Below are 24,754 nucleotides of genomic sequence, written 5' to 3'. Positions count from 1 at the left end.
ATTATGGCGAATGCAGTCAAGCGTTACCAGGGCGAAGAGCACTTCGTCGACGGTTACGTGCCTCAGAGCATGAATGCCGAATACTCCTCGCTTCACAAGAGCATTACCTGGATTGGCATGGGACTCATGCTCGCCTCTCTGGCGGCTTGGGGCACCTTCATTTTCGGTCTCGCAACGACCGTTTTTGCCGACCAGACTGCTGCCTCTCACAGCAACGGTTTCCTGGCTAAGGATGCCGCCAACTACACCGACTACACCGGTGGTTGGAACTTCGACGGCAGCGTGTTCATGTGGGCTGGCCTGGTAGTTGCACTGGTTATGGTTATCGCGGGTGTGGCCTGCATCTCCATCGGTCGTCGTGACTACAAGGCTTACCGAAAGGAATTCGGCACTCACCACTAAAGGCTTGCCCCAGTTTAAAGGGGCTCGCCTCTAGGCGGATGTAACGCTAGCCTTTTGAACTAGCACCTCCACAGTTGATGCCACTGTGCACAGTGCGCTGGGGTGGGGAAGTACTGAGAAGTACCTCTCTCACCAACAGCGGACTGCGGCGCGGTGGCATTTTCGCGTTTTCGGCGCCTAATCTATACACATGGATAACAACCCCGCTAAGCTGCCGGCAGCTGTCGATTCGGTTTCGGACCGTCTCGCAGTTCCCGGGCCATCACCTGAGGTTGAAGCGGAAAAACGTGCGCAACTGCGTAAGGCCAAGGCCTTCGCTACGATGCTGCTGGTCATCGCAACCGCTGTGTATTTCACATGCCGCGGTATTGAGTCTTCACACTTATCCGCAGGCGAAGTTGTGCCCGCGTGGGTGGGCTACGTTCGCGCTGCTTCTGAGGCCGGCATGGTCGGTGCCCTCGCCGACTGGTTCGCAGTCGTAGCTCTGTTCCGCCACCCACTCGGCATCCCTATCCCACACACCGCTATCGTCCGCCGCAAAAAGGACCAGGTCGGTGAGTCCCTGGCGCAGTTCGTCGGAGACAATTTCCTGAACCCCGCTTTGATTGTGGACAAGGTGCGTAAGGCCGAGATCCCTGAGCGTATCGGCGAATGGCTGGTAGCGCCGGGAAACGCCGACAAAGTGTCAGCAGAGGTCGGTAAGTTCACCGGAAATGTGCTGGAGGCGATAAATCCTGACGATGCCGCCGCAGTGCTGAAGTCAGCAGTCATCGATGAAGTTGCAGCTCCGGAGTGGGGGCCACCAGCGGGTAAGGTTCTCGAGCAGCTGATTGAAGAGGGGCGCACCGAGCCCATCGTCCAGCAGATGGCTGAGTGGCTGCACCGGAAGTCGCTGGGCTCGCAGAATCTTATCGACCGCCTCGTCGGAGAGCGCGCCCCATCCTGGGCGCCGAGCTTTGTCAACGATCTCATCGGCGACAAGGTCTATCGCGAGTTGGTTGATTGGACCTGGCAGGTGCAGCATGACCCTAAGCACGACGCGCGCCTGGCACTCCACCGCTTCCTCACGCAGCTCGCCATAGATTTGCAGAACGACGAGAAGACCATCGCCAAGGTCGAAGAGCTTAAGACCGACATTCTTTCGTCCGCCGCCGTCACACAGGCACCGGCGAAGATTTGGGCATCAACATCCGCAAAGCTTGTCGACGCTGCCCGCGACCCGGACTCCCTGCTCCGTCGGAAGGTCTCGGAAACGGCCGCCCGCTACGGCGAGCGGATCCAATCCGATCCTGAGTTGCGCAAACGAATGGACCGCCGTCTGGAAGCGGCTGTCGTCTTCATCGCTGAGAATTACGCGGGCGAGATTACCTCGATCATTTCCGAGACCGTCGAACGTTGGGACGCCGATGAGGCTTCCGACAAGATTGAACTGATGGTCGGTCGCGATCTGCAGTTCATTCGCGTTAACGGCACGGTTGTCGGATCACTGGCCGGTTTGGCTATTTACACCCTGTCGACCTTGGTGTTTGGGGCTATTTAGCAGTACAACCCAGCACATCAGACGGTGTGCGTTAGCATGTAAAAAGCAATGCATCCCTGTTAAAGGAGTTGTTCCCCCGGTGCGCCTGTTACCATCTTTGCCCAGTCTTGCGGACTCGCCGCTAATGGCGATTTCCGTCTATGTGGACGTCCTGTTTCAGTTCGCCATTCCGTTTGCCATCGGCATCTTGGCGCTAATCGGTGCGGTGCTTGTCATCACCACCCGCGCGGATGCCTTTGACGCTGCAGACCGCAAGAGCCGCAACGTCTGGGCCGGCATGCTGGTCGGTTCGGCGATTTTCCTGCTCCTGCCGTGGCTGGGCTGGGCAATGCTGGGCATCCCGCTGATTGCCGGGCTGGTCATCACGGGTATTTACTGGTTGGATGTTCGCCCACAGATCAAGGACATTTTGTCGAACGCACAGGGCGGTTATTAGTCCCGGGCGGGTGCTAGGTTGCACTACTGAGAAAGTGTCTGGGTTTATGACAGTTTCTGGGTGAAAAACCCGGTTATTCTGTCATAAACCCAGACACTTTCTTTTTTTTGGGGGGGGAGGGGATAGGGATAGGTCTGGCTCCCCGAAAACCTACTGGAACACCACGGAAACCTACTGGAACACCACGGTGCGGTTGCCGTAGACCTGCACACGGTCCTCCAGGTGCCAGCGCAAACCGCGAGCGAGGACCTGCTTCTCCGCATCGCGCCCCTCACGCTGCATGTCCGCAGCGGTGTACTTGTGGGAGACACGCATGACGTCCTGCTCAATAATCGGACCATCGTCGAGGTCCTCAGTGGCGTAGTGGCAGGTGGCACCGATGAGCTTCACACCACGTCGATAAGCCTGCAGATACGGGCGCGCGCCCATGAACGACGGCAGGAAGCTGTGGTGGATATTGATTGCGCGGCCTTCCCACTTCTCGCACAGATCCGGCGGCAGAATCTGCATGAAACGTGCGAGCACGATGGCATCCGGGTTTTCGGCGTCGACAATCTCGGCGACCTCATCGAATGCCTTACGCTTGCCGACGGCATCCTTGGGGAAGGGCACGTGGTGGAAAGGAATGTCATACGCTGCGACCAGTGGCTCCAGATTGCGGTGGTTGCCAACTACTGCAGCGATTTCCATCGGGTAGTCCGACTGTGCGACGCGGCCGAGCAGATCCTGCAGGCAGTGGCCTTCCTTGGTCACCAGGATGACAGCGCGCTTCGGGACGGCGTTGTCGGTGACCTTCCAGCGGACCTCAGGGCCCCAATCACCGACGAGCTCAGCGAACTTCTCGCGCAGCTCTTCTACAGTCAGGTCGAGCGCGTCGGCGCGGACCGCCTGGCGAGTGAAAAACCATCCGGTCTCCGGGTCGGAGAAAAAGTCCGCCTCGGTAATCCACGCACCAATGTCGGACAGGAAGGTCGACAGGGTGGAAACGATACCGGTACGGTCTGGACAGCCGAGCGAGAAGATGTACTGGCGCTCGGTGGGAGTACCGCTTTTTGCGGTGATGAGAGAGCGAGTCATTCTCGGTATCTTACCTGCTAGCTAAAGGTAAGTTCGTTCACGGTCGACAAAGGCAGATTTGCGCCCGTCAGTGTCAACGCCAGGCCCTCCCCGGTGACGTGCGCTTCCTCCACCTGCATGCCGTGGCCGATGTCGTAGCTCAACAGCGTACCGCTCGCTTCTCCCAGCCAGCCGGCCAGGCCATCGAGGTTTAAGCCGAGGATTGAGCCGCCCTCCAGGTTGATTTCGATATGACCGCCGTTGGCAGTCGGGCGGAACTTGGAGGTCGCAAATCCGGAGGCGAATTCAATGCTGAAAAGGCCTTCGTCTGGCAGCGGCGTGATTGTGGAAGCGCGTACACCGCTTTCCCGGTTAATCAGCGCCTGCAGCAGCTGAGGTGGGATCGTGACATCTACTCGCAGCGACTCTGCCGTCGGATCCGCGCGATTGCTCAGATCCACGTTTTCCAGGTGCACTTCCGCTGCCGGGTCACCGTTGATCTCCGGTGCGCCACCCAGCGCCTCCGGGTTCTTGACCTCCAGTGTGTTCGGAGTGGACAGGTCCATCGAGGGCACGGACTTCGTGGCCAAGGCGAGCAGCATCGGGCGAGTGCCGAAAGAAACCTTGGGGTCCTCAGTGACCGTCGCACCACGCTCCTCGGCGGAGGTGCGGTAACCGTCGGAAATCTCCTTGCTCACGAACATCCGGACGCCGATTTCGCCGGCAATCGCAATAAGCGCCACCACGATGATGACACCGAGGACGGTGGGCAGGACTTTGACGCTCGATGAGCGTTTAGCAGAACTCATGGTTCCCAGTCTTGCTTAACGACGGCTCCGTCGCTACCACCTATCTTCGCCAGGTATCCGCCGGGGAGCCCGGCAAGCCTGGCAAACCCTTTCCCGGTGCCACCCGGTGCCCCCCCCGGTGCGCAACCTACTTAGCGACGTAGTCCGCCAGTACCGCGGTCTCAGCGTTAAGGACGCGCTCCAGGTACGGAGCGGCCTTCTCCTCGAGCTTGCCGCCGAGCAGCGGCACGTTGATGGCGAACTCGGAGTTGGTGGTCAGCACTGCACCTTCACCCTGGGCGGTGAGCTTCTGGGACGCACTGAAGGACGCCGGTACGCCCGAAGCTTCTGTGGTCACGGTGGAGGTCGCGCCGTCGTCGTTAAGCGGGCTGATGACGAACGTGCGGGTCATGCCGACCCCGGACTTGACGAACTTCTGCGCCTGCGCCGGAATCTTGTCGGCAGCGACGGTCTGGCGAATCACGACGGTGGTGCCAGCGTCGGTGGTCTCGAACTTTTCCACCTTGCCGTCAGCTGCCGAGAAACGGTTTGCGACCTTCTCCCAGAAACCGGCGTCGGTGAGGGCCTCGTAAACCTTCTCAATCGGCTGGTCGAAGTTGACGGTGTGCGTGTTAGTCGTAGTCATGCGCTTGATGATACGTAACTTGCACTACGCTAGGGGCGTGGAAAATCTCGACCAATCGCCGAACCCAATTCACCTGACCTCCGACATGGAAGAAGCCATCGATGGGCTTGCGGGGCTAGAGGGGGTGGAGCTCAGCACGCATACCGCTTTCTCGGATCTGACGACGCTCCGCCTCGGCGGGGTGCCGCGTGCCGTCGTCCGATGTAGCACGACGGACGCTGTGGTCGATGTTGTACGCACGCTTGACGACGCTAACGTGCCCCTCCTCATCGTGGGAGGCGGATCCAACCTGGTCGTAGCCGATGAACTCGAGCCACTGGTGGCTGTGGTGATCGAGGCTGACAACGTGACCATGAGCACTCGCGGACACGGGTTAGAGTCCGTGTCGGCAATCGTGGAGGCCGAGGCCGGTGCAGTTTGGGACGAGGTCGTGGAGATGAGTGTCGACGCCGGTTTTGGCGGCCTGGAATGCCTGTCGGGTATTCCGGGATCGGCCGGAGCCACGCCGGTGCAAAACGTTGGTGCCTACGGTGCTGAGGTATCGCAGGTTCTGGACGCGGTGCAGCTTTACGATCGCGCAACCGGCTCGGTCGAGTGGGTGGAACCGGAGTCCCTCGATCTTTCCTACCGCTACTCGAACCTGAAGTTCACCGCACGGGCAGTGGTGCTGGCCGTGCGGTTTGAGCTCAGCGTGGATGGGATGTCCGCGCCACTTCGCTATGGCGAACTGGCGCGGCGCCTGGGCGTCGACGAGGCCGAGGCTGCGGCTGGCGAGATTCGCAGGCCGGCTGAGCTGGTGCGCGAAAAAGTGCTTGAGCTGCGCCGGGGCAAGGGCATGGTTCTCGAAGATGCTGACCGCGATACCTGGTCGGCGGGTTCTTTCTTTACCAACCCGATTATTCCGGAGAACTCGGTGGAGACCGTGCGTGCAAAGGTTGCCTCGCTGCGTGGGGCTGATGAGGCCGCGAATATGCCCGCATTCCCCGCTGGCCCCGGCCACGAGGGGGCTGTGAAGCTCTCGGCGGCGTGGCTTATCGAGCGCGCCGGGTTCCCCAAGGGCTACCCCGGTGACGGTGCGCCCGCACGACTGTCGACTAAGCACACCCTGGCACTGACCAACCGCGGGGAGACTGGCGATGGTACGCCTACGACCGCTGCCGACTTGGTGGCTTTGGCACGCGATGTGCGCGCTGGTGTGGAAAAGGCCTTCGGCGTGACCCTGGTGCCAGAACCGGTGTGGGTCGGCGTGAGCATCGATTAGGCCCGCGGCGGGTGGCTGATGGCCAGTGGGGGGGCGGGCTGGAGAGGCTGGCGTGACTGATGGGGCCGCTGGGGCTGATAGAACCGCTGGGTAGTCCTCAACTTGCGCTCCCGGGCCTTCTCTCAATGGGCGGGGATAGCGAAAGTGATGGGTGGGGATAGAGAAAGTGACTAGGTTTATGACGTGTGAATAGCATTCATCCGCAGTTTTTTGTCATAAACCTAGTCACTAAGTCTGGGGGCGGGGGTCTACCTTAAGGGGATTCGCCTTAAGAGGATAGGAGCCAGCTCTACCCAGGCCCCTATCCCAACTACAAAACCACCGCGAACTAATGGTGCTTGCGGTGGGCAAGTGAATCCACGCTCTGGCCCTTCTGCTCCAGCTGCTTGAGCAGCACGTCGCGGACGTCGCGACGGCGGACCTTGCCCATCTGGTCACGAGGTAGTTCCTCCAGGTGGAAGAATGCGCGCGGCACCTTGTACCGGGTCAGGTTTTCGTAGCAGTGGTCGCGGTAGGCGTCGGAATCCAGTCGGGCGTAGTCAGCAAGGGTGATGGCGGCTACGACCATCTCGGAGCCGTCGTTCTTTGGCAGGCCGACAACCGTGGCATCGGTGATGTCCGGGTGGGAGAGTAGTACTTCCTCGACCTCGGCCGGGTAGACATTGAAGCCACCGGTGATGATGACCTCCTTGATGCGGGCGACCAGCTTGATGAAGCCGTCCGACTCCATGACTCCGACATCGCCGGTGCGGTACCAACGATCGCCAGCGGGAAGCTCAGCCGGCCCATCGGTAAAGGACTTCTCCGTTGCCTCCGGGAGGTTGAGATAACCGGCGAAAACCTGTGGGCCTCGGACGATGACCTCGCCCTCCTCGCCGTCAGCGCGGAGCTTGGTGGGGTCATCGGGGTCAACGATGGCGACCTCGGTGTCAGGGAACGGCAGGCCAACGTAGCCCGGGCGGCGGTTACCGTCCATCGGGTTGCCGACGATAATCGGCGAGGTTTCGGTGAGGCCGTAGCCTTCGACAAGGCGACCACCAGTGAGTTTCTCCCACTTCTGCACGAGGGAAACCGGCAGGGTAGCGGCGCCACAGAAGGCGAACTTCACGCCGGAGAGGTCGACATTATCGCGCTCGGCGGCTTCGACAATTTTCTCGTAGAGGGTCGGTACACCAGGCACCCATGTCGGGCGATTGTTCTTCATCACCTTCATAATCAGCGGAATCTCCGGTGCCGGCACCAGCACCAGTTCAGCGCCGATCAGCATGGACAAGTTAGTGACAATGGTCAGGCCGTAGGCGTGGAACATCGGCAGAACGCCAAGGGAGATTTCCCGTTCCTTGCCCAAGCCCGGCACCCAGGCCTTACCCTGCAGAATGTTGGCGACCAGCCCGCGGTGGCTCAGCTGCGCGCCCTTCGGCGAGCCCGTGGTGCCAGAGGTGTACATCATCACTGCAGTGTCATCGGCAGTGATGGACTCATCGGCCTGGAGGTCGTGGCCGTCTCCGCCGACGGCGTCGTGAAGCAAAGCATCAAAACCCATGACCTGCGGTGCGGAGGAGTGCAGCTTAGCGCGGGCGGCGCGGAGTTTCGGCAGCGGGATCGACAGGGCGGTGCGCATGACAAACGGCAGGTCCTGCAGCATGTTGACCGCAATGATGGTCTCGAGCGGGGTGTTGCTGCGAAGGTCTTCAAGTACGGGGACAATCTTGTCCCAGCAGATGGCAAAGCGGGCACCGTGGTCGTTGAACGGATGGCGCAGCTCGTGGGCGGTGTAGAGAGGATTGTGCTCTACGGCAACAGCGCCGAGGTGCAGAACTGCCCAGTAAGCGATGACGTGCTGCGGGCAGTTTGGCATAAGCAGTGCCACGCGATCGCCTTTGCGTACACCGAGTGCGCGCAGGCCGGCGGCAACGCTGCGGATCTTGGCATCCAGCTCGGCATAGGAGGTGGAACGACCAAAAAAGGTCAGTGCCTTACGGCGCGGGTGGTTACTCAGAGTGTGGCGGTAGACATCCAGGAGGGTGTCGAAGTTGTAGTCAATGTGAGGCGGTGTCCACTCCGGATACAGGTTCAGCCAGGCCTTAGAAATAGCGGCGTTGGGTGTGGAGCCGTTAGTTGGGGCAGAGTCATTTTCAGCGCACGAGCTGGATGTATCGGCCATGGTATCCTCCTAGGTTTTTGTTTAGCACCTGACTATGTCGTGAGGCGATAATAACTTACGACGTAGTAGGTATCGCCCCCTATTGTGCCGTACGTCGCACTGCATTGCCGGGATTTCTAGACACGTATTTGAGGTACTCATTTGCGGGGTTGCCCTTGGAATAGGCACTCTGGGCAGTATGACCGAAACATTTCCGTCGGCAACGACGGACGCAGACGCCGCCGCCCCAAACACCACCTCTAACACTCCGGCGTGGCCGAACCGCATCGCGATGATCTCCATGCATACCTCTCCGCTGGAGCAACCGGGCATCGGTGACGCTGGCGGCATGAATGTCTACGTGCTGCGCACCTGCGAGGAGCTGGCGCGACGCGGTGTGAAGGTGGATGTTTTCACTCGCGCCACGCGTTCCAGCGATGGACCGGTGATTCAGGTCAGTGAGAATTTCCGTGTCATCAACATAGTGGCTGGCCCATATGAGGGGCTGGAGAAGTCAGACCTGGCTACGCAGATGCCGGCTTTTGCTGGCGGGGTTATTGAGTTCGCCCGCAAACAGGGGATTGAATACGATCTGATTCATTCGCACTACTGGCTCTCTGGCCAGGTGGGGTGGTTGCTGTCGGATTTGCTTGACATTCCGTTTGTGCACACGGCGCACACGCTGGCGGCAGTGAAGAACCTCCATCTGGCGGAGGGGGATACGCCAGAGCCTGAGTCGCGTCGTATCTGTGAGCAGCAGATTGTGGATAATGCGTGCCGGCTCATCGTCAACACAGATGCCGAAGCTAAGCAGCTCGCGGATCTCCACGATGCCGACCCGTGGCGCATCAATGTCGTGCCGCCCGGGGTGGACGTGGAGCTCTTTTCGCCGGGCAGCGATCGTGCCACCGAGCGGTCCCGCCGCGAGCTGGGCATCCCGTTGCATACTAAGGTCATTTTGTTCGTCGGTAGGCTGCAGCGGCTGAAGGGGCCGCAGGTATTGCTGCGCGGTGTTGGCGAGCTCATGCGTCGCCATCCCGCCACTAATGTCCGAGTGATTATCTGCGGTGGCCTGTCCGGTTCTGGGGTGCACGCGCCCGACGAGTTCACCAATCTCGCCGCGGAAGAGGGGGTCGATCACCTAGTCCGTTTCATGCCCCCGCGCCCGCCGCAGGACCTGGCGAAGCTCTACCAGGCCGCAGACATCGTCGCCGTGCCCAGTTACAACGAAACCTTCGGGTTGGTGGCGATGGAGGCTCAGGCCACCGGCACTCCCGTTGCCGCGGCGAATGTTGGCGGGCTCTCCATCGCTGTCGATGATGGGGTCAGCGGTTTGCTTGTCGACGGTCACGAGCCCGCAGCCTGGGCCGATGCCCTCGGTCGCCTGGTGGAGGACGACGAGCTGCGCATTAAGCTGGCCACCCAGGCGCGCGAGCACTCCTTGGAGTTTTCCTGGCAAAAGACCGTGGATCGGTTGGCCGATGTCTATCATCGAACCGAACTCCAAAAGGAAAATTGTCCCGGCTCTATCCGGGATGCGGGTGGCTCTCGGTAGGTTTCGTTAGCTTCAGAATCGCCAGGGCCGTAGCCACATAAACAGGGAGATGATTCACGATGAGCACGGACATCCAAGGACTGCTGAAATCCCTCGGTGAGCAGCTAGAACGTCTCGGTGTTGAGCATGGCATTGCAGACAATGCCGCCGTGGTGGTTCTGCCTGGTAAGAAGAAGCTGAAGACCGTCGTTGGTCTCATCCCGGCGCCTGACTCCCTGCGTGTCGAAGCCTTCGTTTGTCGCGCTGTCGAAGAAAACCACGAGGCCGTCTACAAGTGGTTGCTGCAGCGCAATCGTCGTCTGTTCGGCATCGGTTACACCATTGACGCCGCCGGCGACATCTACCTGGTTGGTCAACTGCCGGCTCAGCTTTCCGACGATGACCTCGACCGCCTCCTTGGTCAGCTGCTGGAGACGGCCGATGGGGACTTCAACCAGATCCTCGAGCGCGGCTTTGCATCGGCAATTAAGCGCGAGTGGGAGTGGCGGGTTGACCGCGGGGAAAACCTGGCCAATCTGGAGCAGTTCCGCCACATGGTTGAGTAGCCGGGGGTAGTAACCCACATAGCGGGGCAACGAACGGCGGGCTGTCCAGTTTTGGGGCACAATTGGGGGTATGAGCAATGGAAAACTGATTCTTGTCCGTCATGGCCAGAGTGAGTGGAACGCATCCAACCAGTTCACGGGCTGGGTCGACGTTGCACTGACCGACAAGGGCCGAGCTGAGGCAGTACGTGCCGGTGAGATGCTTGTAGAGGCAGGCCTGAAGCCACAGGTCCTCTACACGTCGCTACTGCGTCGCGCTATTAACACCGCACACATTGCCCTGGATACTGCTGATTTGTTGTGGATTCCGGTTATCCGCGACTGGCGTCTGAATGAGCGCCACTACGGCGCCCTACAGGGCCTGAACAAGGCAGAGACCAAGGAGAAGTACGGCGAGGACCAGTTCATGTCCTGGCGTCGCTCTTACGACACTCCGCCGCCGGAGCTGTCGGATGACAGCGAGTTCTCGCAGGCTAATGACCCGCGTTATGCCAACCTGGATGAGGTTCCGCGCACGGAGTGCCTCCTGGACGTCGTCAAGCGTTTCATTCCTTACTTTGAAGAGGAAATCCTGCCGCGTCTGAAGGCCGGTGAGACTGTCATGGTGGCAGCTCACGGTAACTCGCTGCGTGCACTGGTCAAGCACCTGGACAACATCTCGGACGAGGACATTGCCGCTCTGAACATCCCGACCGGTATCCCGCTGGTTTACGATTTTGATGCTGAGGGCAAGGTTTTGAACCCGGGTGGCACCTACCTGGATCCGGAAGCTGCAGCTGCAGGTGCTGCTGCTGTTGCCGCTCAGGGCAACAAGTAAATATGTAGGTCATTGATAGGCCGATAAGGGGCGCAGCCAAGTGAGGCTGTGCTCCTTGGTCTATTTAGGGCTAGCGAGCGCAATAGTTTTTCAGCGCGCGCGGATTGTGAAAAGAGCTTAGGGTAAGACCCGTGTCAAAAATCATTATCGCTGCTCTACTAGGTGCTGCGGTTATGGCAGCTGTGCTGATTCTTGGTGGAGTTGTCTCGGGTGCCTATAACGCCGCTCGGCGCCAGAGGAGCGACGAGGAAAGTACAATAACCACCATGGCGCAGGTCATGCACCTGGCCATTCAGAAGTCTCCGACGGGGGTGGTGGTCGTTGACATCTCCCGTGATTTGATTTTGTCCAACTCCATGGCGCACAAGTTGGGGCTGGTTTATGAGCGCCGCCTGAATGATGTGGGCTGGGAAGCTGCAGAAAAGGTTTTTGACTCGCAGGAGGACCAGGAGCTGACACTGGTGTTGCCGTCGCGCCGGGCAGGGGCGCCGGACACGATTGTCCGTTGCCAGCTGACTCCGCTGTCACTGGTGGATGACCGTTTTGTGGTGATTTACGCGGCAGATGTCTCCGAACAGGCTCGCATGGAAGCCGCACGACGTGACTTTGTGGCCAACGTTTCCCATGAGCTTAAGACTCCCGTGGGGGCTATCAGTCTGTTGGTTGAGGCGTTGAATGAAGCTACCGACGACCCGGTGGCAGTGCGTCACTTTAGTGAGAGCCTGACGCAGGAGTCCAAGCGGATGTCGACGATGATTACGGAGCTCATCTCGCTGTCGAAGCTGCAGGGGGCGGAGCCGCTGCCGGACATGTCGCCCGTGAAGGTTGAAGAGATCGTCCAGGCAGCGGTGCGTCGTAACCAGATGCTCGCGGAGCAAGCGGGTATTGAAATCACCGTTGACTGTGAGTCGGAGTTGGTCGTTGAAGGTGAGCGCAGCCTGCTGATCACTGCGGTGTCCAACCTGATTTCAAACGCCATCAACTACTCGCCAGAGGCCACGCCTGTGTCCGTGACTGCAGTCACGGAGGATAACGACACCGTCGCTATCCGTGTAACTGACCGCGGTATTGGCATTTCTCAGGCGAACCAGAAGCGCATCTTCGAGCGCTTCTTCCGTGCGGATAAGGCACGCTCGCGGGCGACAGGTGGTACAGGTCTGGGCTTGGCAATTGTTAAGCACGTCGCAGCGAACCACAAGGGAACCGTCAAGCTGTGGAGCCGACTGGGCACTGGATCGACCTTCACCATTGAGCTACCGCTGATGGACAAGACCGGTTCCGCGTCTAATGACGGCGATGTATCTGCACGTTTGCCGATCGGGCACACTCCGCCTGCGGGTAAACTTGCGGCTAAGAAAAACGCGCAGCGTGGTACGGGCAAATCCCGCGGCAAGGATAAGGATTCCCAGAACAAAGATTCCAAGGAAGGAATGAAGTAATCCGTGACTGAGGTACTTATTGTCGAAGACGAGACGGCTTTGGCGGAGCCGCTAGCGTTTCTGCTGCAGCGCGAGGGATTCGAGGTGCGGATGGCCGCTGACGGCCAGGAAGCACTTGCAGAATTCTCCAAAGCAGAACCGGACATTGTGCTGTTGGATCTCATGCTGCCAGGTATGAGTGGCACCGAGGTCTGCAAAAACATCCGCTTAAAGTCCGCTGTCCCAGTGATTATGGTCACCGCCCGTGACACTGAGATTGACAAGGTCGTCGGCCTCGAAATTGGTGCGGATGACTATGTGACCAAGCCTTATTCCTCTCGGGAGCTTATTGCCCGTATCCGGGCTGTGCTGCGCCGCGGTCGTCACGACGACTCCGACGATGTCGAGGATCTCTACGAGGAGGTCTTGCGCGGCGGCCCGGTCGTGCTGGATGTCGAGCGCCATGTAGTCACCGTTGACGGCGATGATGTTGCAATGCCGCTCAAGGAATTCGACCTGCTGGAGTACTTGCTGCGCAACCGTGGTCGTGTGCTGACCCGCGGCCAGCTCATCGACCGCGTCTGGGGCTCCGACTACGTCGGCGACACCAAGACGCTGGACGTACACATCAAGCGCCTGCGCTCCAAGATTGAGCGCAATCCTTCCTCGCCTGAGTTCCTGGTCACCGTTCGCGGCTTGGGCTACAAGTTCGAGGACTAACGCAGCTAACTGCTGCCGATGCTCTTCGCCGGCGATCTGATGAATCCTCGACGTTAAACCTCGTCCGGTGCCAGCCCCTCGGCCGCTGCGCGTGTGGCCGGGTGAATCGCCAGCAGCGGGTAGCCGCTCGGCCCGAACGCTTTGGCCGCGCCCGCTGCCTCTCGGGCCCGGCAGTGCTCCGCCAGAATTTCGTAGCACTCTTCGCCGATGAGCTCGATTAGCTCGGACTTGTGCGTGCGCCACATCGGCTCGCCACCGGCATGTGTGGCCGGCGCACCCGTGCAGAACCACTCAAAGTCCTCGCCGCCATTGCCCCAGGCGCGACGATCGTATTCAGTAATGGTTGTGCGCAGAATCTCCTGGCCGTCTGGGCGTTCCTCCCAGTCCTCAAGTCGGCGCAGCGGCACCTGCCAGCACACATCCGGCTTGACCTTCACGGGGTCAATGTCGTTGGCCATCGCCCACTGGTGGATGGCACAGCCCGCACCATTTCGCCACCCCTCACGGTTGGCAAAAATGCAGGCATTCTTCACGACCTTCGTTTTCAGAGCAGGCTCAGGCTCTCCGTTTTCGTCGTCAAGCTCGTCCCACACTAACCACGGTTCCAACGGATCGGAGGGATCGGTTTCGTAGGTTTCGAGCCATTTCAGCGTTTGTTTGGGGCGGTTCTGCCACCACTGGGGCTCTGCGGAGTCGCCTTCCATCCGCTTTACGACGTCAATAACCCTCTCGCGGTCTTCGTCGTCGGTGATAAAGGCGCCATGGCCGCAGCATCCGACATCCGCGTTCGCGGAGTCGATGCCCAGGCAAGCGGAGGTGCCGAAGGCGCATTGATAGGAGCTCATCAACCAGGTTAGGTCGCAGGTGATGATGTGTTCTGGGTCCTCTGGGTGGGCGAACTCGAACCACTCTCGGGGAAAATCATAGGCGACTTCAGCGGGAGATGGTTGTGGTCCGCGACCGGGGCGGGGGTGGGGTTGATTCACACCAATACACCGTAGACCGTCTAACCTACTAAGAGTGAGATTAGGTGTATTAGATGTAGGTAGTAATACCGTCCACTTGGTGATGGTGGACGCCCGCCGGGGCGGACATCCGACTCCGATGAGCGATTCCAAGTCGACGATGAAGCTGGTCGAGTACCTGGATAAGGACAACAACCTGTCCAAGAAGGGCATTGACAAGCTGACGGGCTATGTCGCTGAATCCAAGGAATTGGTTGAGCAGATGAAGTGCGAAGAGATGATTAGCTTCGCCACTTCGGCTGTTCGCGATGCCGCCAACGCGGACGAAGTACTCGCTCACGTCGAGAAGGAAACTGGCATTAAGCTGCAGATTCTCTCCGGTGAGGACGAGGCTCGTCTGACCTTTTTGGCAGTACGGCGCTGGTACGGCTGGTCTGCTGGTCGTCTAATCAACCTGGATATCGGTGGCGGTTCTCTCGAGCTGACGTCGGGTACCGATGAGGATCCGGAGGCCGCGTACTCACTGCTGCTCGGTGCGGGCCGTTTGACCCACGAGTGGTTCGAAACCGACCCGCCGGAGCGCAAGAAGATTGACCTGCTGCGCGACTACATTGATGCTGAGCTCGCTGAGCCGGCTCGTCATCTGCGCACGCTTGGTGAGCCGGACTTGGCTGTCGCTACCTCGAAGACCTTCCGTACTCTCGCCCGCCTGACCGGTGCAGCTCCTTCCGCTGCTGGTCCGCGCGTTAAGCGCACCCTGACTGCGGCTGGTTTGCGTCAGTTGATTGCGTTTATTTCACGCATGACGGCGGCTGACCGTGCTGAACTTGAGGGTGTTAGTGCAAATCGTTCTCACCAAATTGTCGCAGGTGCTCTCGTTGCAGAGGCTAGTATGCGAGCATTGGGATTAGAGAAGGTCGAGATTTGTCCTTGGGCTCTGCGCGAGGGCATTATCTTCCGACGACTGGACAGTGACCTATACGGAAAGGGTTGAGATGAGCGAGGAAAAGCTCACCGTTGCCGAACTGCTGGCGCGGCGGCAGAAGGAGGGAGCCCCCTCTGAACCACCGCGGCGCCGCCGTCGACGCAGCCTTGAAGACGGCGGTGTGTCCGTTCAGGAACTCACTGGCTCAATCCCTCGCGTTAAGGCCGGCGAACCGCGACGCGGTGCACACGCTCTTTCCAACGCAGACGACGGTCAGACGACTACGAGCGATCTGCTTGCCGACGAAGCTGCGACCAACGCCACCGAAGAAGCACAGGCAACCGAACCGGAGGCAGAAGCTCCGGAGCACTTGGAGGCCGTTGCTGAGTCAGTGATAGTTGCTGAAGAGGCGGATTCTTCGGAGCATGAGGTTCAAGCTGAGGCCGAGGCTGAAGCTGCTGCTCGGGAAGAGGAAGAGCCAGATTTAATTGAGGCTGACACCGAGGTTGCTGACACCGAGGTCGCTGAGGCCGAAGCTGACGAAGTTGCCGAAGAACCGGCTGCTCCGGCTGTTCCGGTTGCTCCGGCAACTCCGCAGCAGGAGCAAGCTGCGCCGAGCACGCCAACTACGCAGCCAGCAGCCCCTGCGGTGCCGCTGGCAATTCCGATGGAACCCCGTCCGGTCATGGTCAACTCCGAGCGTTCGGAGATTACCTATACCTTCACCGAACTGCGTGACATGGCAGACGAGTCGCAGCAGATTGGGGAGCCGGGGCCAGTTGCTCGTGCAGTACTCACCGGTTCCAACGCTTACGACGACCGTCCGACTGCCTCCATTCCGGTTGTCCAGGACAATGTCGACGAAGCGTCTGAGGCATCCGCTGAATCGGATGACGTCGACGGTGAACAGCTTGCTGAGTCTGAAACAACAGAAGCTCCGGAAGAGCAAACCCATGTGCTGCCGCAGGTGGAAGAGGCCGACGCAGTCGGTGAGACTGAAGCTGCTCAGGAAACGGATACCTTCGAGGCTACCGACGCTGACGCCGATACCGGTGCCGCTTCCGAGGCGGCAGTAGCAGCCGCTGTCGCTCCTGAAGTAGCACAGCCAGAAGACGTACAGGCCGAGACCACGCCGACCCAGGTCGCAGCTGACGAGAAGCGGTCGGAGCCCCGGGACGTCGTTAAGCGTGAAGAATCCAAGAGCTCCAAGGGCAAGGTCGCCGCGCGTGATGGCTACGCCGAGGACAATTCCCTCTCGGTGCCGTTGCTCCTGATTCAGGTCTTCGTGGGTCTGATTGCTGGTGCATTGGTGTTCCTGGGCTTCACCATGGCCTGGTCGTCGCTGCCAAAGATTGTGGTTGTCATCATGGCTCTCGTGGTCGCTGGTGGCTTCGCGGGAATGGCTAACTACCTGCGCCGTGAGAAGGACAAACTGACACCGATTCTCGCGGGGCTTGTCGGTTTGGCACTGACATTTGGCCCCTGGATTCTCTTCCAGTTGTAGTGGGGCCAACAAAATAATCATCACCTGATGCAGGGGCCGGAAGCGAAGTTTTCCGGTCCCTGCATTCGCATGTGTGGGCCAATTTTGGCACACTTAGCGTCCATGACAAGAATTGCTGTAATTGGTGGCGGAAAGATTGGTAGCGCACTCGTCGGTGGTCTCATCGACGGTGGTGTCTCGCCCTCCTCGATTTATGTGGTGGGGCGCACCAAGGAGAGCCTGGCCGGTCTGAAGGAGACCTACGGCATTGTCGATGCCGACGACCCAGTAGGGGCCGTCGACGGTGCCGACGTGGTGTTCTTGTGCGTAAAGCCGTACTTGATTATCGACATGCTCGAGCAGATTGCCGACGTGCTCGATGACTCTGAAGTCGACACCATCGTGGTGTCGATGGCGGCTGGCATCACACTGGACAAGATGGAAGGTGTCTGTGCTGTCGGCACTCCGGTGATCCGCGTTATGCCGAATACCCCGATGCTGGTGGGCAAGGGCGTCTGTGCAGTCGCGCCGGGTCGCTTTGTCACGGAGAGCCAGACCGACGAGGTTGTCGGACTGCTGGAGAAGGTCGGCAGCGTTGAGGTCGTCGATGAGTCGCTGATGTCTGCAGTCACTGCAGTCTCGGGCTCTGGTCCGGCTTACTTCTTCCAGTTTGTCGAGGCGATGACCGATGCGGGTGTGAATCTGGGCCTCAAGCGTGATCAGGCTAAGCGTCTGGCGTCGGCTACGGCTGCTGGTGCGGCCGAGATGATGATGCAAGAGGGCGCGGACCCGACTGCGCTGCGTGCTGATGTCACTTCGCCGGGCGGTACAACGGCAGCGGCCACCCGAGTTTTCGAGGAAGAGGGTATTCGCCGTGCGGTGCATCGCGCGCTGCAGGCTTGCTATGACAAGGCCAATGAGATGGGTAAATAAGTATTTCGCCGAGTGGTGGCGGGTGTAAAAGTAACCCCAATATTTGGGGCATTGGAAATGGCCAGGGGCAGTAGCTAATCCGATACGCAGGGACGATGGATTAGTCACAACTGTCACACCATTCGCCAATGCCCCTATTTTTTATCAAAAATCGCACCGGCACCTTGCCTACCGGTAGGATGTGAAAAGCACGTGCGTGTCACGATTTTCTGCAGGAGGGGAAGCCTGCAGCGCGTCGCGTGCGCTGAAGGGAATATTTACTAATGCAGAATGCAGATAAAGGCACCTTTCTGACCGTTGCGGAAGTTGCTGACATCATGCGCGTATCCAAGATGACCGTCTACCGCCTGGTTCACGCTGGCGAGCTGCCGGCAGTGCGCGTTGGCCGTTCTTTCCGCGTCCATGAGTCCGCAGTCAAGGAATACCTGGACTCCTCTTTCTACAACGCGGGTTAGTTTTTTCTGCCTTTTAAGCGGGGCTGTTTGACCTGAACGCATATGTCCCCGCTATGATTAATCCGATTAGTACATGGTGCTGTGCTGCGCCCCTGTTTCCTATCGTCTTCAAGTCATGAAGTATCTAGCTGTGAAGGCGGAAGGAAAAAGGGCGTGACATCTCGGCGGTTGTAAGGCCGCATTGAGTACGCCGCCATTGTGCAAGAAAAGAAATTTCCGTCAACGAATAGCGAGGTCGAGCCGATGGGTTCCGTCATTAAGAAGCGTCGCAAGCGCATGTCGAAGAAGAAGCACCGCAAGATGCTTCGCCGTACCCGCGTGCAGCGTCGTAAGCTCGGCAAGTAAGCCAGCATTCCTGCCGTTATCGCAGGAGCGCGCGTGCTGCGTCGCGTACACGTTTTAAAAGCAAAACCTGCCCGGTCTCGTTGAGATAGGGCGGGTTTTGTCGTTGGGGGGGGGAGAGCTGCTGAGTACGGGCTGCAAATGTGAAACTGTGCGAGCTTATGGCACTTTCAGACCATTTTTCGAGCCATTTTTGTCATAAACGCGGTCACTACTCTCGAGTACTCCTAGCAGCGCTTAGCTTTCCTTGTTCGCGTCCCACAGTCGCTTGCCGACGAGTCCTGCGCCCCCAACAACTCCTGCCAGTAGTGCTCCGATCGAGAGCCACCGCATCGTGGCGAAGGTTACGGAGCGGAAGTGACGGTAGTCGTAGATAGTCCAACCCATCTTCTGGGCGTAATTCCGCAATTTCCGATCCGGGTTGATGGCCACGGCGGTGCCCACCATGGACAGCATGGGAATGTCGTTGGCGGAATCTGAGTATGCCGTGCAGCGAGACATGTCCAACCCGGAGGAGGCCGCCAGAGCCGCTACCGCGTGCTTCTTACCCGGGCCGTGGAGGATATCGCCTACCAGGCGGCCGGTGAACTTTCCATCTTTGACCTCGGCGACTGTGCCGAGGGCGCCGGTCAGCCCGATGTGCTTAGCGATAACCTGGGCCAGCTGCACCGGGGTGGCGGTGACCAGCCAGACCTCTTGGCCAGCCTGGATATGCAATTCCGCCAGATCGCGGGTGCCCTGGTAAACGCGGTCGCTGATCTTTTCTTCAAAGATCTCTTCACCGAGTTTGACCATTTCATCCACATCGTGGCCGGCGAAAAACTCCAATGCCTGTTCGCGGGCCTTAGCTACGTCGGCGGCGTTTTCCGCGCCCGAGATTCGGAATTTCAGCTGTTTCCAAATCATCCCGGCCAAATCGCGCTTCTTGATGAATCCGCGCTCGACCAACCCCATGGCAAAGAGGAAGATCGATGCGCCCTGGACAAGCGTATTGTCCACATCGAAGAAAGCGGCGGCACCTTGATCGCGTTCGACACCTGGAATGGGCTGTGAAAGCACACGTGCACCGCCAGCGGCATCTTCGGCACCAGCTACACTGCGAAATCCCGTAGCCAGTTCTTCGCCGCCGACATCGTAGACCTCGCCGAGTGCTTTCAGTGCATTGGCAGCCGCTGCAGCGCCAGCTTCCTCCTGCGCTTCGTCATTGAGCGGAGCGAGCGCTACCTGCTCGAGAAAATTACGGACGTTACCCTGCGAGGACGCAAGGTCTCCCAGAATGTCGATAGGGAAGGGGGAGCGGTTGTCGGCACTGAACTCACTCACGGCACGAAAATCTCTTTCCACGGTGATTTCGGATGGCTTTCAATTGTCTTCCAATAAAGATGCAACCGACATCCGTTATCGGAAGCTCTTGTTGAATAGTATCCGCTCTTTAGGCAAAGCTGCGCGCTGAGATTTAAGGAGCGGATGGGGGCAAAGATAAGAAGGGGCACTTTTGCAGGGGAAGTGTGGGGAGGGGGACGTCGTAAAGCGAAACAGTCGACCTTTAGACTGGCCGTTATGGTGACTGTGACGGTGATGAGTAGGAAGACGTGCGGTTCGTGCGCTCGCGTGATTGCGCAGATTGAGCCGCTGGTGCGGGGCCAAAATGCGCAGTTCCAGGTGGAAGACGTCGATACCAATCCAAACTTGGCCATGGAATTTGGCGATCGCGTGCCGGTGATTTTGGTCAACGATGAGGAAATCGCTTGCTGGGAAATCGATGACGATGAGCTCCTGGAAGCGATAGCGGAGGCCGAATAAGTTCGGGAGACAGCTCTGCCGAACTGCTAGGAGCCGCGGAGACATGGCAGAATGTGGAGTAGCGGCAAAGAAGCAGTAGAGCGCTGCGAACATCGAGGTAGAGGCTAAGTAAAGTATGCCTTTGTTGTGACGAGATGGCAGAGTTGTCTAGCGTTAACAATCATAGCTGTGTGAAAAAGCCCGTAGCGGGGCCTGTGAAGGAGCAATAGAGCGGTGATTGAGCGGTGAGTGTGCTTCTCGTCGGAATGTCGTACCGGTCTGCACCGGTGACCCTTCTTGAAAAGGTCTCTGTCGGTGAAACTGAGCGAGAGGCCATTTTAGCCCGTCTGGTCGCGGATGAAGCAATCAGTGAAGCGATGCTGTTGTCGACCTGTAATCGCGTTGAGTACTACGTGGTGGCCAACGGCTTCCACTCTGGGCTATCGGCTGTGGTCCGTGAAATTGTCGGTCGTACTGGGCTCGAACTCGATGAACTGACGCCGCACCTCTATGTCCGGTATGCACAGGCTGCGGCTGAGCATGCTTTTTCGGTGTGTGCTGGTCTCGACTCGATGGTGCTGGGCGAACAGCAGATTATCGGTCAGATCCGCAATGCCTACCAGGAAGCGGACGAAGCCGGCACAGTCGGTCGCATGCTGCATGACTTGGCACAGAAGGCGCTGCACACAGGCAAGCGAGTCCACAGCGAAACGCTGATTGATAACGCGGGCGCATCGATGGTCTCCGTGGCCATCGACGAGGCGGTTGCTGCACTGCACCCCGGATTCAACTCTGGTGTTGACGTCGCTGAGGGGACCGATATCCTGGCCGGACGTTCGGCTCTTATCCTCGGCGCCGGTGCGATGAGTTCGCTGGCCGCTAGCTACCTGGGGCGCTGCGGCATTGACCGTCTGATTATTGCCAACCGCACCGTTGACAGGGCGCAGAACCTGGCCAACCACTCCATTGAAGCGGGCATCCCCGCTACTGCTATTGCGTTGCATGATTTCGCCGATGTCCTCGATGATGTGGACATTCTCGTCAGCGCCACTGGGGCCATGGCTCCCGTCATTTCAGCTGCTGATGTCATCGACCACGGCCCGCTCGCCATCGTCGACCTGTCTATGCCTCGCGACGTTGCGGAGGATGTCTCCGGGCTTGAGGGGATTGCACTATTCAACATCGAATTGCTGCAGATGACTCGTACGGAGGTTCCGGGCCGTGATGATGAGGCTGCAGCGCGCGACATTGTGGGCGAAGAGTTGGAGTCCTACCTCACGGCGCAGCGTGCAAGCGAGGTAGCACCGACTGTTCGCGCTCTGCGTGAGCGTGCGGCAGATGTGGCGGCGGCTGAGCTCGCTCGCCTGGAGGCGAAGACACCAGGTCTTACGCAAAAGGAACGTCGCGAAGTCGAGTCCACGGTTCGCCGCGTCGTCGATAAGCTCTTGCACGCGCCAACGGTGCAGGTCAAGAAGCTTTCTAGCCAGCAGGGTGGTGGCAACTACGCGCTTGCGCTGCAGAAGCTCTTCGACCTGCCCCTATCTACCCCCTCTGGCCTGTATGCTGACACCGATATCCCCGCAGATCTCATGGTAGAGGGCCGAATTGGGCGGATGCAGGGATTTGAGCAGTATGGTCTTGACAGTAGTGCCATCATTGAAGGCGTTGCTGAAACCACCAAAAATTAACACCCGGAGGGAAACATGCCTGACCCAGCGACTATTCGTATCGGTACCAGGGGCTCGGAACTGGCCACGACACAGGCCGGCCACGTCCGTGATGCACTGATTGAGCTGGGGCAGCCTGCAGAGCTGGTGATTGTAAAGACCGCTGGTGACCATAACCGCCACGACCCGGTGGAAAAGATTGGTATCGGCGTCTTTACCCAGGCGCTGCGTCATGCACTCCGCGAGGGGGTGTGCGACATTATCGTGCACTCGTTTAAAGATCTGCCGACGTTGCCGGAAGACGACATGATGGTCGCAGCCGTGCCGGAGCGCGTCGACCCGCGAGAGGCGCTGATTTCCCGCGATGCCACGCCGCTGATGGACCTGCCTGAGGGTGCTCGAGTCGGTACCTCCGCGCCGCGTCGTGTCTCTCAGCTGCGTGCGCTGCGCTCTGACCTGGAACTTGTACCACTGCGTGGAAACATCGAAACCCGCATGGGGCGCGTCTCTGAAGACTTGGACGCTGTCATTCTGGCTCGCGCTGGACTGGAGCGCACGGGTCGCCTCGGAGAGCTTGCGGAATCCCTGGACATGGACGTCCTCATGCCGGCCCCGGCCCAGGGAGCCCTGGCGCTGGAGTGCCGCACTGCTGACCGCGAAATTGTGGATATTCTGCGGAAGATTGACCACCCGGTGTCCCATGCCCGCGCTGTCGCTGAGCGCGCGGTACTCAGTGAGCTGGAAGCAGGCTGCACCGCCCCGGTTGCGGCCTACGCAACCGTGAGCGATAGCGGTGAACTTACCCTGCGGGCGGGGGTGTTCGCAGTCGACGGATCGCGCCAGTTGCTCGAGACCGCTACCGCAACCGTGGATAAGGCCGATGAGCTTGGCCGGAAGGTTGCGGCGGCCCTGCTTGAACGGGGTGCTCATGAGGTAATGGGCGATACCCTGCGGGAATCTCAAAAGTAGCCGGTTAGTTAATTTGGCTCAAACCCTTTATGCTAATAGGCCTGTATGCATGCCGTTGGGATAAGGGTTCCCTCCGTGCGCTCGCATGTGAGATTCAGGTATCTACCTGCCCCTCACATGTGTTGGCGCATGTCCGCTTTCTTCCTTAGTGACTCATCGGCACGAAAAGTGAACAACCAATAGAAAAGAAATCACTCCGCAACGATGAACACCTCCCTCCCCGCAGCAACGGGACGCATCCTGTTCGTCGGCGCTGGTCCTGGAAATCCCGACCTGCTGACGCTTCGCGCCCGTGAGATTCTCGCAGACACCGCTATCGCCTACGTCGACGCCGATGTCATGCCGGGGGTTCGAGAACTCGTCGCAACCGATGTGCCTGTTCCTCCTGAGCTGCTGAAGGAAGCCGAGGAAGAGTACGAGCGCATGTGCGCCGCAGCCAAGGCCAAGGGATCTCGTCGTAAGCCACCGCGTCCGGCACCGCCGACCGCCGCAGATTTGCGCAATCCTATCGACGATCCCAAGAAGATGGCCGCCCTACTCGTCGAAGAAGCAGCCAAAGGCAATGATGTAGTGCGTTTGGTGGCCGGAAATCCGCTGACCAACGATTCGCTGCTGGCCGAAATCAACGAGGTCTCGCACGCCGAGGTTGAGTTCCAGATCGTCCCTGGTATGTCCGTGCCCTCCACCGTCCCGGCATTTGCCGGTATCGCGTTGGGCTCGACGTACACGGAGACCGATCTCGGTCGCGCCGATGTGGACTGGGACGAGTTGGCGCAGGCACCGCAGCCGCTGGTGCTGCAGGCCGTGCAGGATGACCTGTCCGCCATTGCCTCCGAACTCGGTGAACGCGGTCTGCCGTCGGCGTTGCCGGTGTCGGTGACTGTCAACGGTACGACTCGTCTGCAGCGCACCTACGACGTCACGCTGGGCACCTTGGCGCAGCTTTCGGGTGACCTGACCGGTCCGCTGGTGGTTACGCTTGGCAAGGGTGTGGACAATCGCTCGAAGTACTCGTGGTGGGAAAACCGGGCCCTCTACGGATGGAAGGTGCTGGTCCCACGCGCCAAGGCGCAGGCAGGGCCGATGAGTGCTCGTCTCGTTGGGCACGGCGCCATCCCGATTGAGGTCCCGACCATCTCAATCGAGCCACCACGTAGCCCAGCGCAGATGGAACGCGCCATCAAGGGGCTTGTCGACGGCCGTTACCAGTGGGTTGTCTTCACTTCCGTCAACGCTGTCACCGCAGTGTGGGAGAAGTTCCAGGCATTCGGCTTGGACGCGCGCTCGTTCGCTGGAGTCCGCATCGCAGCTGTCGGCCATCGCACCGCCGCTGCCATCCGTGATCTCGGCATTACCCCGGAGCTGCTTCCGGACGACACTCGTCAGAACGCCGCGGGCATCGTCGACGTGTTCCCGGAGTACATCGAGGATCTCGATCCGGTCAACCGCGTATTGCTGCCACGCGCCGACATCGGCACCGACGTGCTTGTCGACGGTCTGATTGACCTGGGCTGGGAAGTCGATGATGTGGTCGCGTACCGTACCGTGCGGGCAGCGCCACCGAGTGCGGACATCCGCGACATGATCAAGTCCGGTGGCTTTGACGCAGTGTGCTTTACCTCGGGGTCGACGGTGAAGAATCTGGTCGGCATCGCGGGTAAGCCGCATGCTCGCACCATCATTGCCTGCATCGGGCCGATGGCCGCAGCCACGGCTCGCGAGTACGGTCTGCGTGTAGATGTCGTGCCGGAACGCGCAAGCATCCCGGAGCTGGTGGATGCGCTGGCAGAGCATGTTGCGCAACTGCGGGCGGCAGGGCAGCTGCCGCCACCGCGCAAGAAGCGTCGTCGTTCGCGTAAAACCAAGGCCTAAGCCGGGGCGAATCGGTGCGAGTTCGCGTTTTGAT

24 protein-coding genes are annotated in these 24,754 nt (G+C 59.6%); 18 read left to right on the top strand and 6 right to left on the bottom strand.

The window, feature by feature from the left end; translation table 11 throughout:
- Window positions 1-3: 3 nt before the first annotated feature.
- The 3 genes from HMPREF2708_RS01445 to HMPREF2708_RS01435 all read left to right on the top strand — a co-directional run bounded on the left by HMPREF2708_RS01445 (window position 4) and on the right by HMPREF2708_RS01435 (window position 2,378).
- On the top strand, window positions 4-402 hold the full coding sequence (locus tag HMPREF2708_RS01445; RefSeq protein ID WP_049172374.1) for a hypothetical protein: 399 nt from the start codon (window positions 4-6) through the stop codon (window positions 400-402).
- Window positions 403-592: 190 nt separating this feature from the next.
- Window positions 593-1,942: a DUF445 domain-containing protein gene (locus tag HMPREF2708_RS01440; protein WP_070831342.1), complete on the top strand. Its 1,350-nt coding sequence runs from the start codon at window positions 593-595 to the stop codon at window positions 1,940-1,942.
- 124 nt (window positions 1,943-2,066) lie between these two features.
- Window positions 2,067-2,378, top strand: a complete 312-nt coding sequence (locus HMPREF2708_RS01435; RefSeq protein WP_070831339.1) for a DUF2516 family protein — start codon at window positions 2,067-2,069, stop codon at window positions 2,376-2,378.
- A gap of 171 nt (window positions 2,379-2,549) precedes the next feature.
- On the opposite strand, the gene purU is transcribed toward HMPREF2708_RS01435, so the two are convergent.
- The 3 genes from purU to HMPREF2708_RS01420 all read right to left on the bottom strand — a co-directional run bounded on the left by purU (window position 2,550) and on the right by HMPREF2708_RS01420 (window position 4,868).
- A complete protein-coding gene (gene purU, locus HMPREF2708_RS01430) occupies window positions 2,550-3,455 on the bottom strand; it encodes a formyltetrahydrofolate deformylase (RefSeq protein ID WP_070831336.1) in 906 nt (301 codons plus the stop codon).
- Window positions 3,456-3,472: 17 nt separating this feature from the next.
- Complete coding sequence (locus HMPREF2708_RS01425; protein WP_070831333.1) at window positions 3,473-4,243, bottom strand: LmeA family phospholipid-binding protein; 771 nt, start codon at window positions 4,241-4,243, stop codon at window positions 3,473-3,475.
- Between the two features lie 127 nt (window positions 4,244-4,370).
- Window positions 4,371-4,868: a DUF2505 domain-containing protein gene (locus tag HMPREF2708_RS01420; RefSeq protein ID WP_038627523.1), complete on the bottom strand. Its 498-nt coding sequence runs from the start codon at window positions 4,866-4,868 to the stop codon at window positions 4,371-4,373.
- Between the two features lie 85 nt (window positions 4,869-4,953).
- Here HMPREF2708_RS01420 and HMPREF2708_RS01415 point away from each other — a divergent pair, with 85 nt between their 5' ends.
- On the top strand, window positions 4,954-6,129 hold the full coding sequence (locus HMPREF2708_RS01415) for a UDP-N-acetylmuramate dehydrogenase (RefSeq protein ID WP_070831461.1): 1,176 nt from the start codon (window positions 4,954-4,956) through the stop codon (window positions 6,127-6,129).
- A gap of 328 nt (window positions 6,130-6,457) precedes the next feature.
- Here the strand turns inward: HMPREF2708_RS01415 and HMPREF2708_RS01410 are convergent, their stop codons facing one another.
- Window positions 6,458-8,293 (bottom strand): long-chain-fatty-acid--CoA ligase, encoded by a 1,836-nt coding sequence (locus HMPREF2708_RS01410; RefSeq protein ID WP_070831330.1) that lies wholly within the window; start codon window positions 8,291-8,293, stop codon window positions 6,458-6,460.
- Between the two features lie 271 nt (window positions 8,294-8,564).
- Between HMPREF2708_RS01410 and mshA the strand changes: the two genes are divergently transcribed.
- From mshA to HMPREF2708_RS01385, 5 genes are all read left to right on the top strand, one after another.
- On the top strand, window positions 8,565-9,827 hold the full coding sequence (mshA, locus tag HMPREF2708_RS01405; protein ID WP_210400297.1) for a D-inositol-3-phosphate glycosyltransferase: 1,263 nt from the start codon (window positions 8,565-8,567) through the stop codon (window positions 9,825-9,827).
- A gap of 59 nt (window positions 9,828-9,886) precedes the next feature.
- Window positions 9,887-10,372, top strand: coding sequence for a type III secretion system chaperone family protein (locus tag HMPREF2708_RS01400; protein WP_070431988.1), 486 nt, complete (start codon window positions 9,887-9,889; stop codon window positions 10,370-10,372).
- A gap of 70 nt (window positions 10,373-10,442) precedes the next feature.
- Window positions 10,443-11,189, top strand: a complete 747-nt coding sequence (locus HMPREF2708_RS01395; protein ID WP_016421977.1) for a phosphoglyceromutase — start codon at window positions 10,443-10,445, stop codon at window positions 11,187-11,189.
- A 131-nt stretch (window positions 11,190-11,320) separates the two neighbouring features.
- The gene (locus tag HMPREF2708_RS01390; RefSeq protein ID WP_070831323.1) at window positions 11,321-12,628 is read left to right on the top strand and encodes a sensor histidine kinase; all 1,308 of its coding nucleotides are present in this window, start codon (window positions 11,321-11,323) and stop codon (window positions 12,626-12,628) included.
- A gap of 3 nt (window positions 12,629-12,631) precedes the next feature.
- A complete protein-coding gene (locus HMPREF2708_RS01385; protein WP_070831320.1) occupies window positions 12,632-13,327 on the top strand; it encodes a response regulator transcription factor in 696 nt (231 codons plus the stop codon).
- Between the two features lie 53 nt (window positions 13,328-13,380).
- On the opposite strand, the gene HMPREF2708_RS01380 is transcribed toward HMPREF2708_RS01385, so the two are convergent.
- Entirely contained in the window at window positions 13,381-14,313 is a 933-nt protein-coding gene (locus tag HMPREF2708_RS01380; protein ID WP_070831317.1) for a DUF3109 family protein, read from the bottom strand.
- Between the two features lie 34 nt (window positions 14,314-14,347).
- Here HMPREF2708_RS01380 and HMPREF2708_RS01375 point away from each other — a divergent pair, with 34 nt between their 5' ends.
- From HMPREF2708_RS01375 to HMPREF2708_RS10820, 5 genes are all read left to right on the top strand, one after another.
- Window positions 14,348-15,286 (top strand): Ppx/GppA family phosphatase, encoded by a 939-nt coding sequence (locus HMPREF2708_RS01375; RefSeq protein WP_161798944.1) that lies wholly within the window; start codon window positions 14,348-14,350, stop codon window positions 15,284-15,286.
- A 1-nt stretch (window position 15,287) separates the two neighbouring features.
- Entirely contained in the window at window positions 15,288-16,721 is a 1,434-nt protein-coding gene (locus HMPREF2708_RS01370) for a hypothetical protein (RefSeq protein WP_070831314.1), read from the top strand.
- Between the two features lie 102 nt (window positions 16,722-16,823).
- On the top strand, window positions 16,824-17,633 hold the full coding sequence (gene proC / locus HMPREF2708_RS01365) for a pyrroline-5-carboxylate reductase (protein WP_070560754.1): 810 nt from the start codon (window positions 16,824-16,826) through the stop codon (window positions 17,631-17,633).
- 263 nt (window positions 17,634-17,896) lie between these two features.
- Window positions 17,897-18,088: a helix-turn-helix domain-containing protein gene (locus HMPREF2708_RS01360; RefSeq protein ID WP_005509751.1), complete on the top strand. Its 192-nt coding sequence runs from the start codon at window positions 17,897-17,899 to the stop codon at window positions 18,086-18,088.
- Window positions 18,089-18,331: 243 nt separating this feature from the next.
- Complete coding sequence (locus tag HMPREF2708_RS10820) at window positions 18,332-18,433, top strand: 30S ribosomal protein bS22 (protein WP_003855542.1); 102 nt, start codon at window positions 18,332-18,334, stop codon at window positions 18,431-18,433.
- Between the two features lie 234 nt (window positions 18,434-18,667).
- On the opposite strand, the gene HMPREF2708_RS01355 is transcribed toward HMPREF2708_RS10820, so the two are convergent.
- Window positions 18,668-19,753: an HAD family hydrolase gene (locus tag HMPREF2708_RS01355; protein WP_246840288.1), complete on the bottom strand. Its 1,086-nt coding sequence runs from the start codon at window positions 19,751-19,753 to the stop codon at window positions 18,668-18,670.
- 237 nt (window positions 19,754-19,990) lie between these two features.
- Here HMPREF2708_RS01355 and HMPREF2708_RS01350 point away from each other — a divergent pair, with 237 nt between their 5' ends.
- The 4 genes from HMPREF2708_RS01350 (at window position 19,991) to HMPREF2708_RS01335 (ending at window position 24,720) form a co-directional block, all read left to right on the top strand.
- Entirely contained in the window at window positions 19,991-20,233 is a 243-nt protein-coding gene (locus tag HMPREF2708_RS01350) for a glutaredoxin family protein (protein WP_070831308.1), read from the top strand.
- A gap of 224 nt (window positions 20,234-20,457) precedes the next feature.
- A complete protein-coding gene (locus HMPREF2708_RS01345; protein WP_083321827.1) occupies window positions 20,458-21,900 on the top strand; it encodes a glutamyl-tRNA reductase in 1,443 nt (480 codons plus the stop codon).
- Window positions 21,901-21,915: 15 nt separating this feature from the next.
- Complete coding sequence (gene hemC / locus HMPREF2708_RS01340; RefSeq protein ID WP_070831306.1) at window positions 21,916-22,848, top strand: hydroxymethylbilane synthase; 933 nt, start codon at window positions 21,916-21,918, stop codon at window positions 22,846-22,848.
- A 204-nt stretch (window positions 22,849-23,052) separates the two neighbouring features.
- Window positions 23,053-24,720 (top strand): bifunctional uroporphyrinogen-III C-methyltransferase/uroporphyrinogen-III synthase, encoded by a 1,668-nt coding sequence (locus tag HMPREF2708_RS01335; protein WP_070831303.1) that lies wholly within the window; start codon window positions 23,053-23,055, stop codon window positions 24,718-24,720.
- The last annotated feature ends 34 nt before the right edge of the window (window positions 24,721-24,754 follow it).

It is taken from the genome of Corynebacterium sp. HMSC073H12 (assembly GCF_001837775.1).
Taxonomy (GTDB): Bacteria; Actinomycetota; Actinomycetes; order Mycobacteriales; family Mycobacteriaceae; genus Corynebacterium; species Corynebacterium amycolatum.
This window is presented reverse-complemented; position numbering and strand designations above follow the sequence as displayed.

Excerpts from the sequence above, each read along its gene's own strand:
- HMPREF2708_RS01440 (WP_070831342.1), top strand. The coding sequence starts at position 593 with ATGGATAACAACCCCGCTAAGCTGCCGGCAGCTGTCGATTCGGTTTCG.
- HMPREF2708_RS01400 (WP_070431988.1), top strand. The coding sequence starts at position 9,887 with ATGAGCACGGACATCCAAGGACTGCTGAAATCCCTCGGTGAGCAGCTA.
- HMPREF2708_RS01415 (WP_070831461.1), top strand. The coding sequence starts at position 4,954 with ATGGAAGAAGCCATCGATGGGCTTGCGGGGCTAGAGGGGGTGGAGCTC.
- HMPREF2708_RS10820 (WP_003855542.1), top strand. The coding sequence starts at position 18,332 with ATGGGTTCCGTCATTAAGAAGCGTCGCAAGCGCATGTCGAAGAAGAAG.
- HMPREF2708_RS01420 (WP_038627523.1), bottom strand. The coding sequence starts at position 4,868 with ATGACTACGACTAACACGCACACCGTCAACTTCGACCAGCCGATTGAG.
- HMPREF2708_RS01425 (WP_070831333.1), bottom strand. The coding sequence starts at position 4,243 with ATGAGTTCTGCTAAACGCTCATCGAGCGTCAAAGTCCTGCCCACCGTC.
- HMPREF2708_RS01350 (WP_070831308.1), top strand. The coding sequence starts at position 19,991 with ATGGTGACTGTGACGGTGATGAGTAGGAAGACGTGCGGTTCGTGCGCT.
- HMPREF2708_RS01395 (WP_016421977.1), top strand. The coding sequence starts at position 10,443 with ATGAGCAATGGAAAACTGATTCTTGTCCGTCATGGCCAGAGTGAGTGG.
- purU (WP_070831336.1), bottom strand. The coding sequence starts at position 3,455 with ATGACTCGCTCTCTCATCACCGCAAAAAGCGGTACTCCCACCGAGCGC.
- HMPREF2708_RS01445 (WP_049172374.1), top strand. The coding sequence starts at position 4 with ATGGCGAATGCAGTCAAGCGTTACCAGGGCGAAGAGCACTTCGTCGAC.
- proC (WP_070560754.1), top strand. The coding sequence starts at position 16,824 with ATGACAAGAATTGCTGTAATTGGTGGCGGAAAGATTGGTAGCGCACTC.
- HMPREF2708_RS01360 (WP_005509751.1), top strand. The coding sequence starts at position 17,897 with ATGCAGAATGCAGATAAAGGCACCTTTCTGACCGTTGCGGAAGTTGCT.
- hemC (WP_070831306.1), top strand. The coding sequence starts at position 21,916 with ATGCCTGACCCAGCGACTATTCGTATCGGTACCAGGGGCTCGGAACTG.
- HMPREF2708_RS01370 (WP_070831314.1), top strand. The coding sequence starts at position 15,288 with ATGAGCGAGGAAAAGCTCACCGTTGCCGAACTGCTGGCGCGGCGGCAG.
- HMPREF2708_RS01335 (WP_070831303.1), top strand. The coding sequence starts at position 23,053 with ATGAACACCTCCCTCCCCGCAGCAACGGGACGCATCCTGTTCGTCGGC.
- mshA (WP_210400297.1), top strand. The coding sequence starts at position 8,565 with ATGATCTCCATGCATACCTCTCCGCTGGAGCAACCGGGCATCGGTGAC.
- HMPREF2708_RS01435 (WP_070831339.1), top strand. The coding sequence starts at position 2,067 with ATGGCGATTTCCGTCTATGTGGACGTCCTGTTTCAGTTCGCCATTCCG.
- HMPREF2708_RS01410 (WP_070831330.1), bottom strand. The coding sequence starts at position 8,293 with ATGGCCGATACATCCAGCTCGTGCGCTGAAAATGACTCTGCCCCAACT.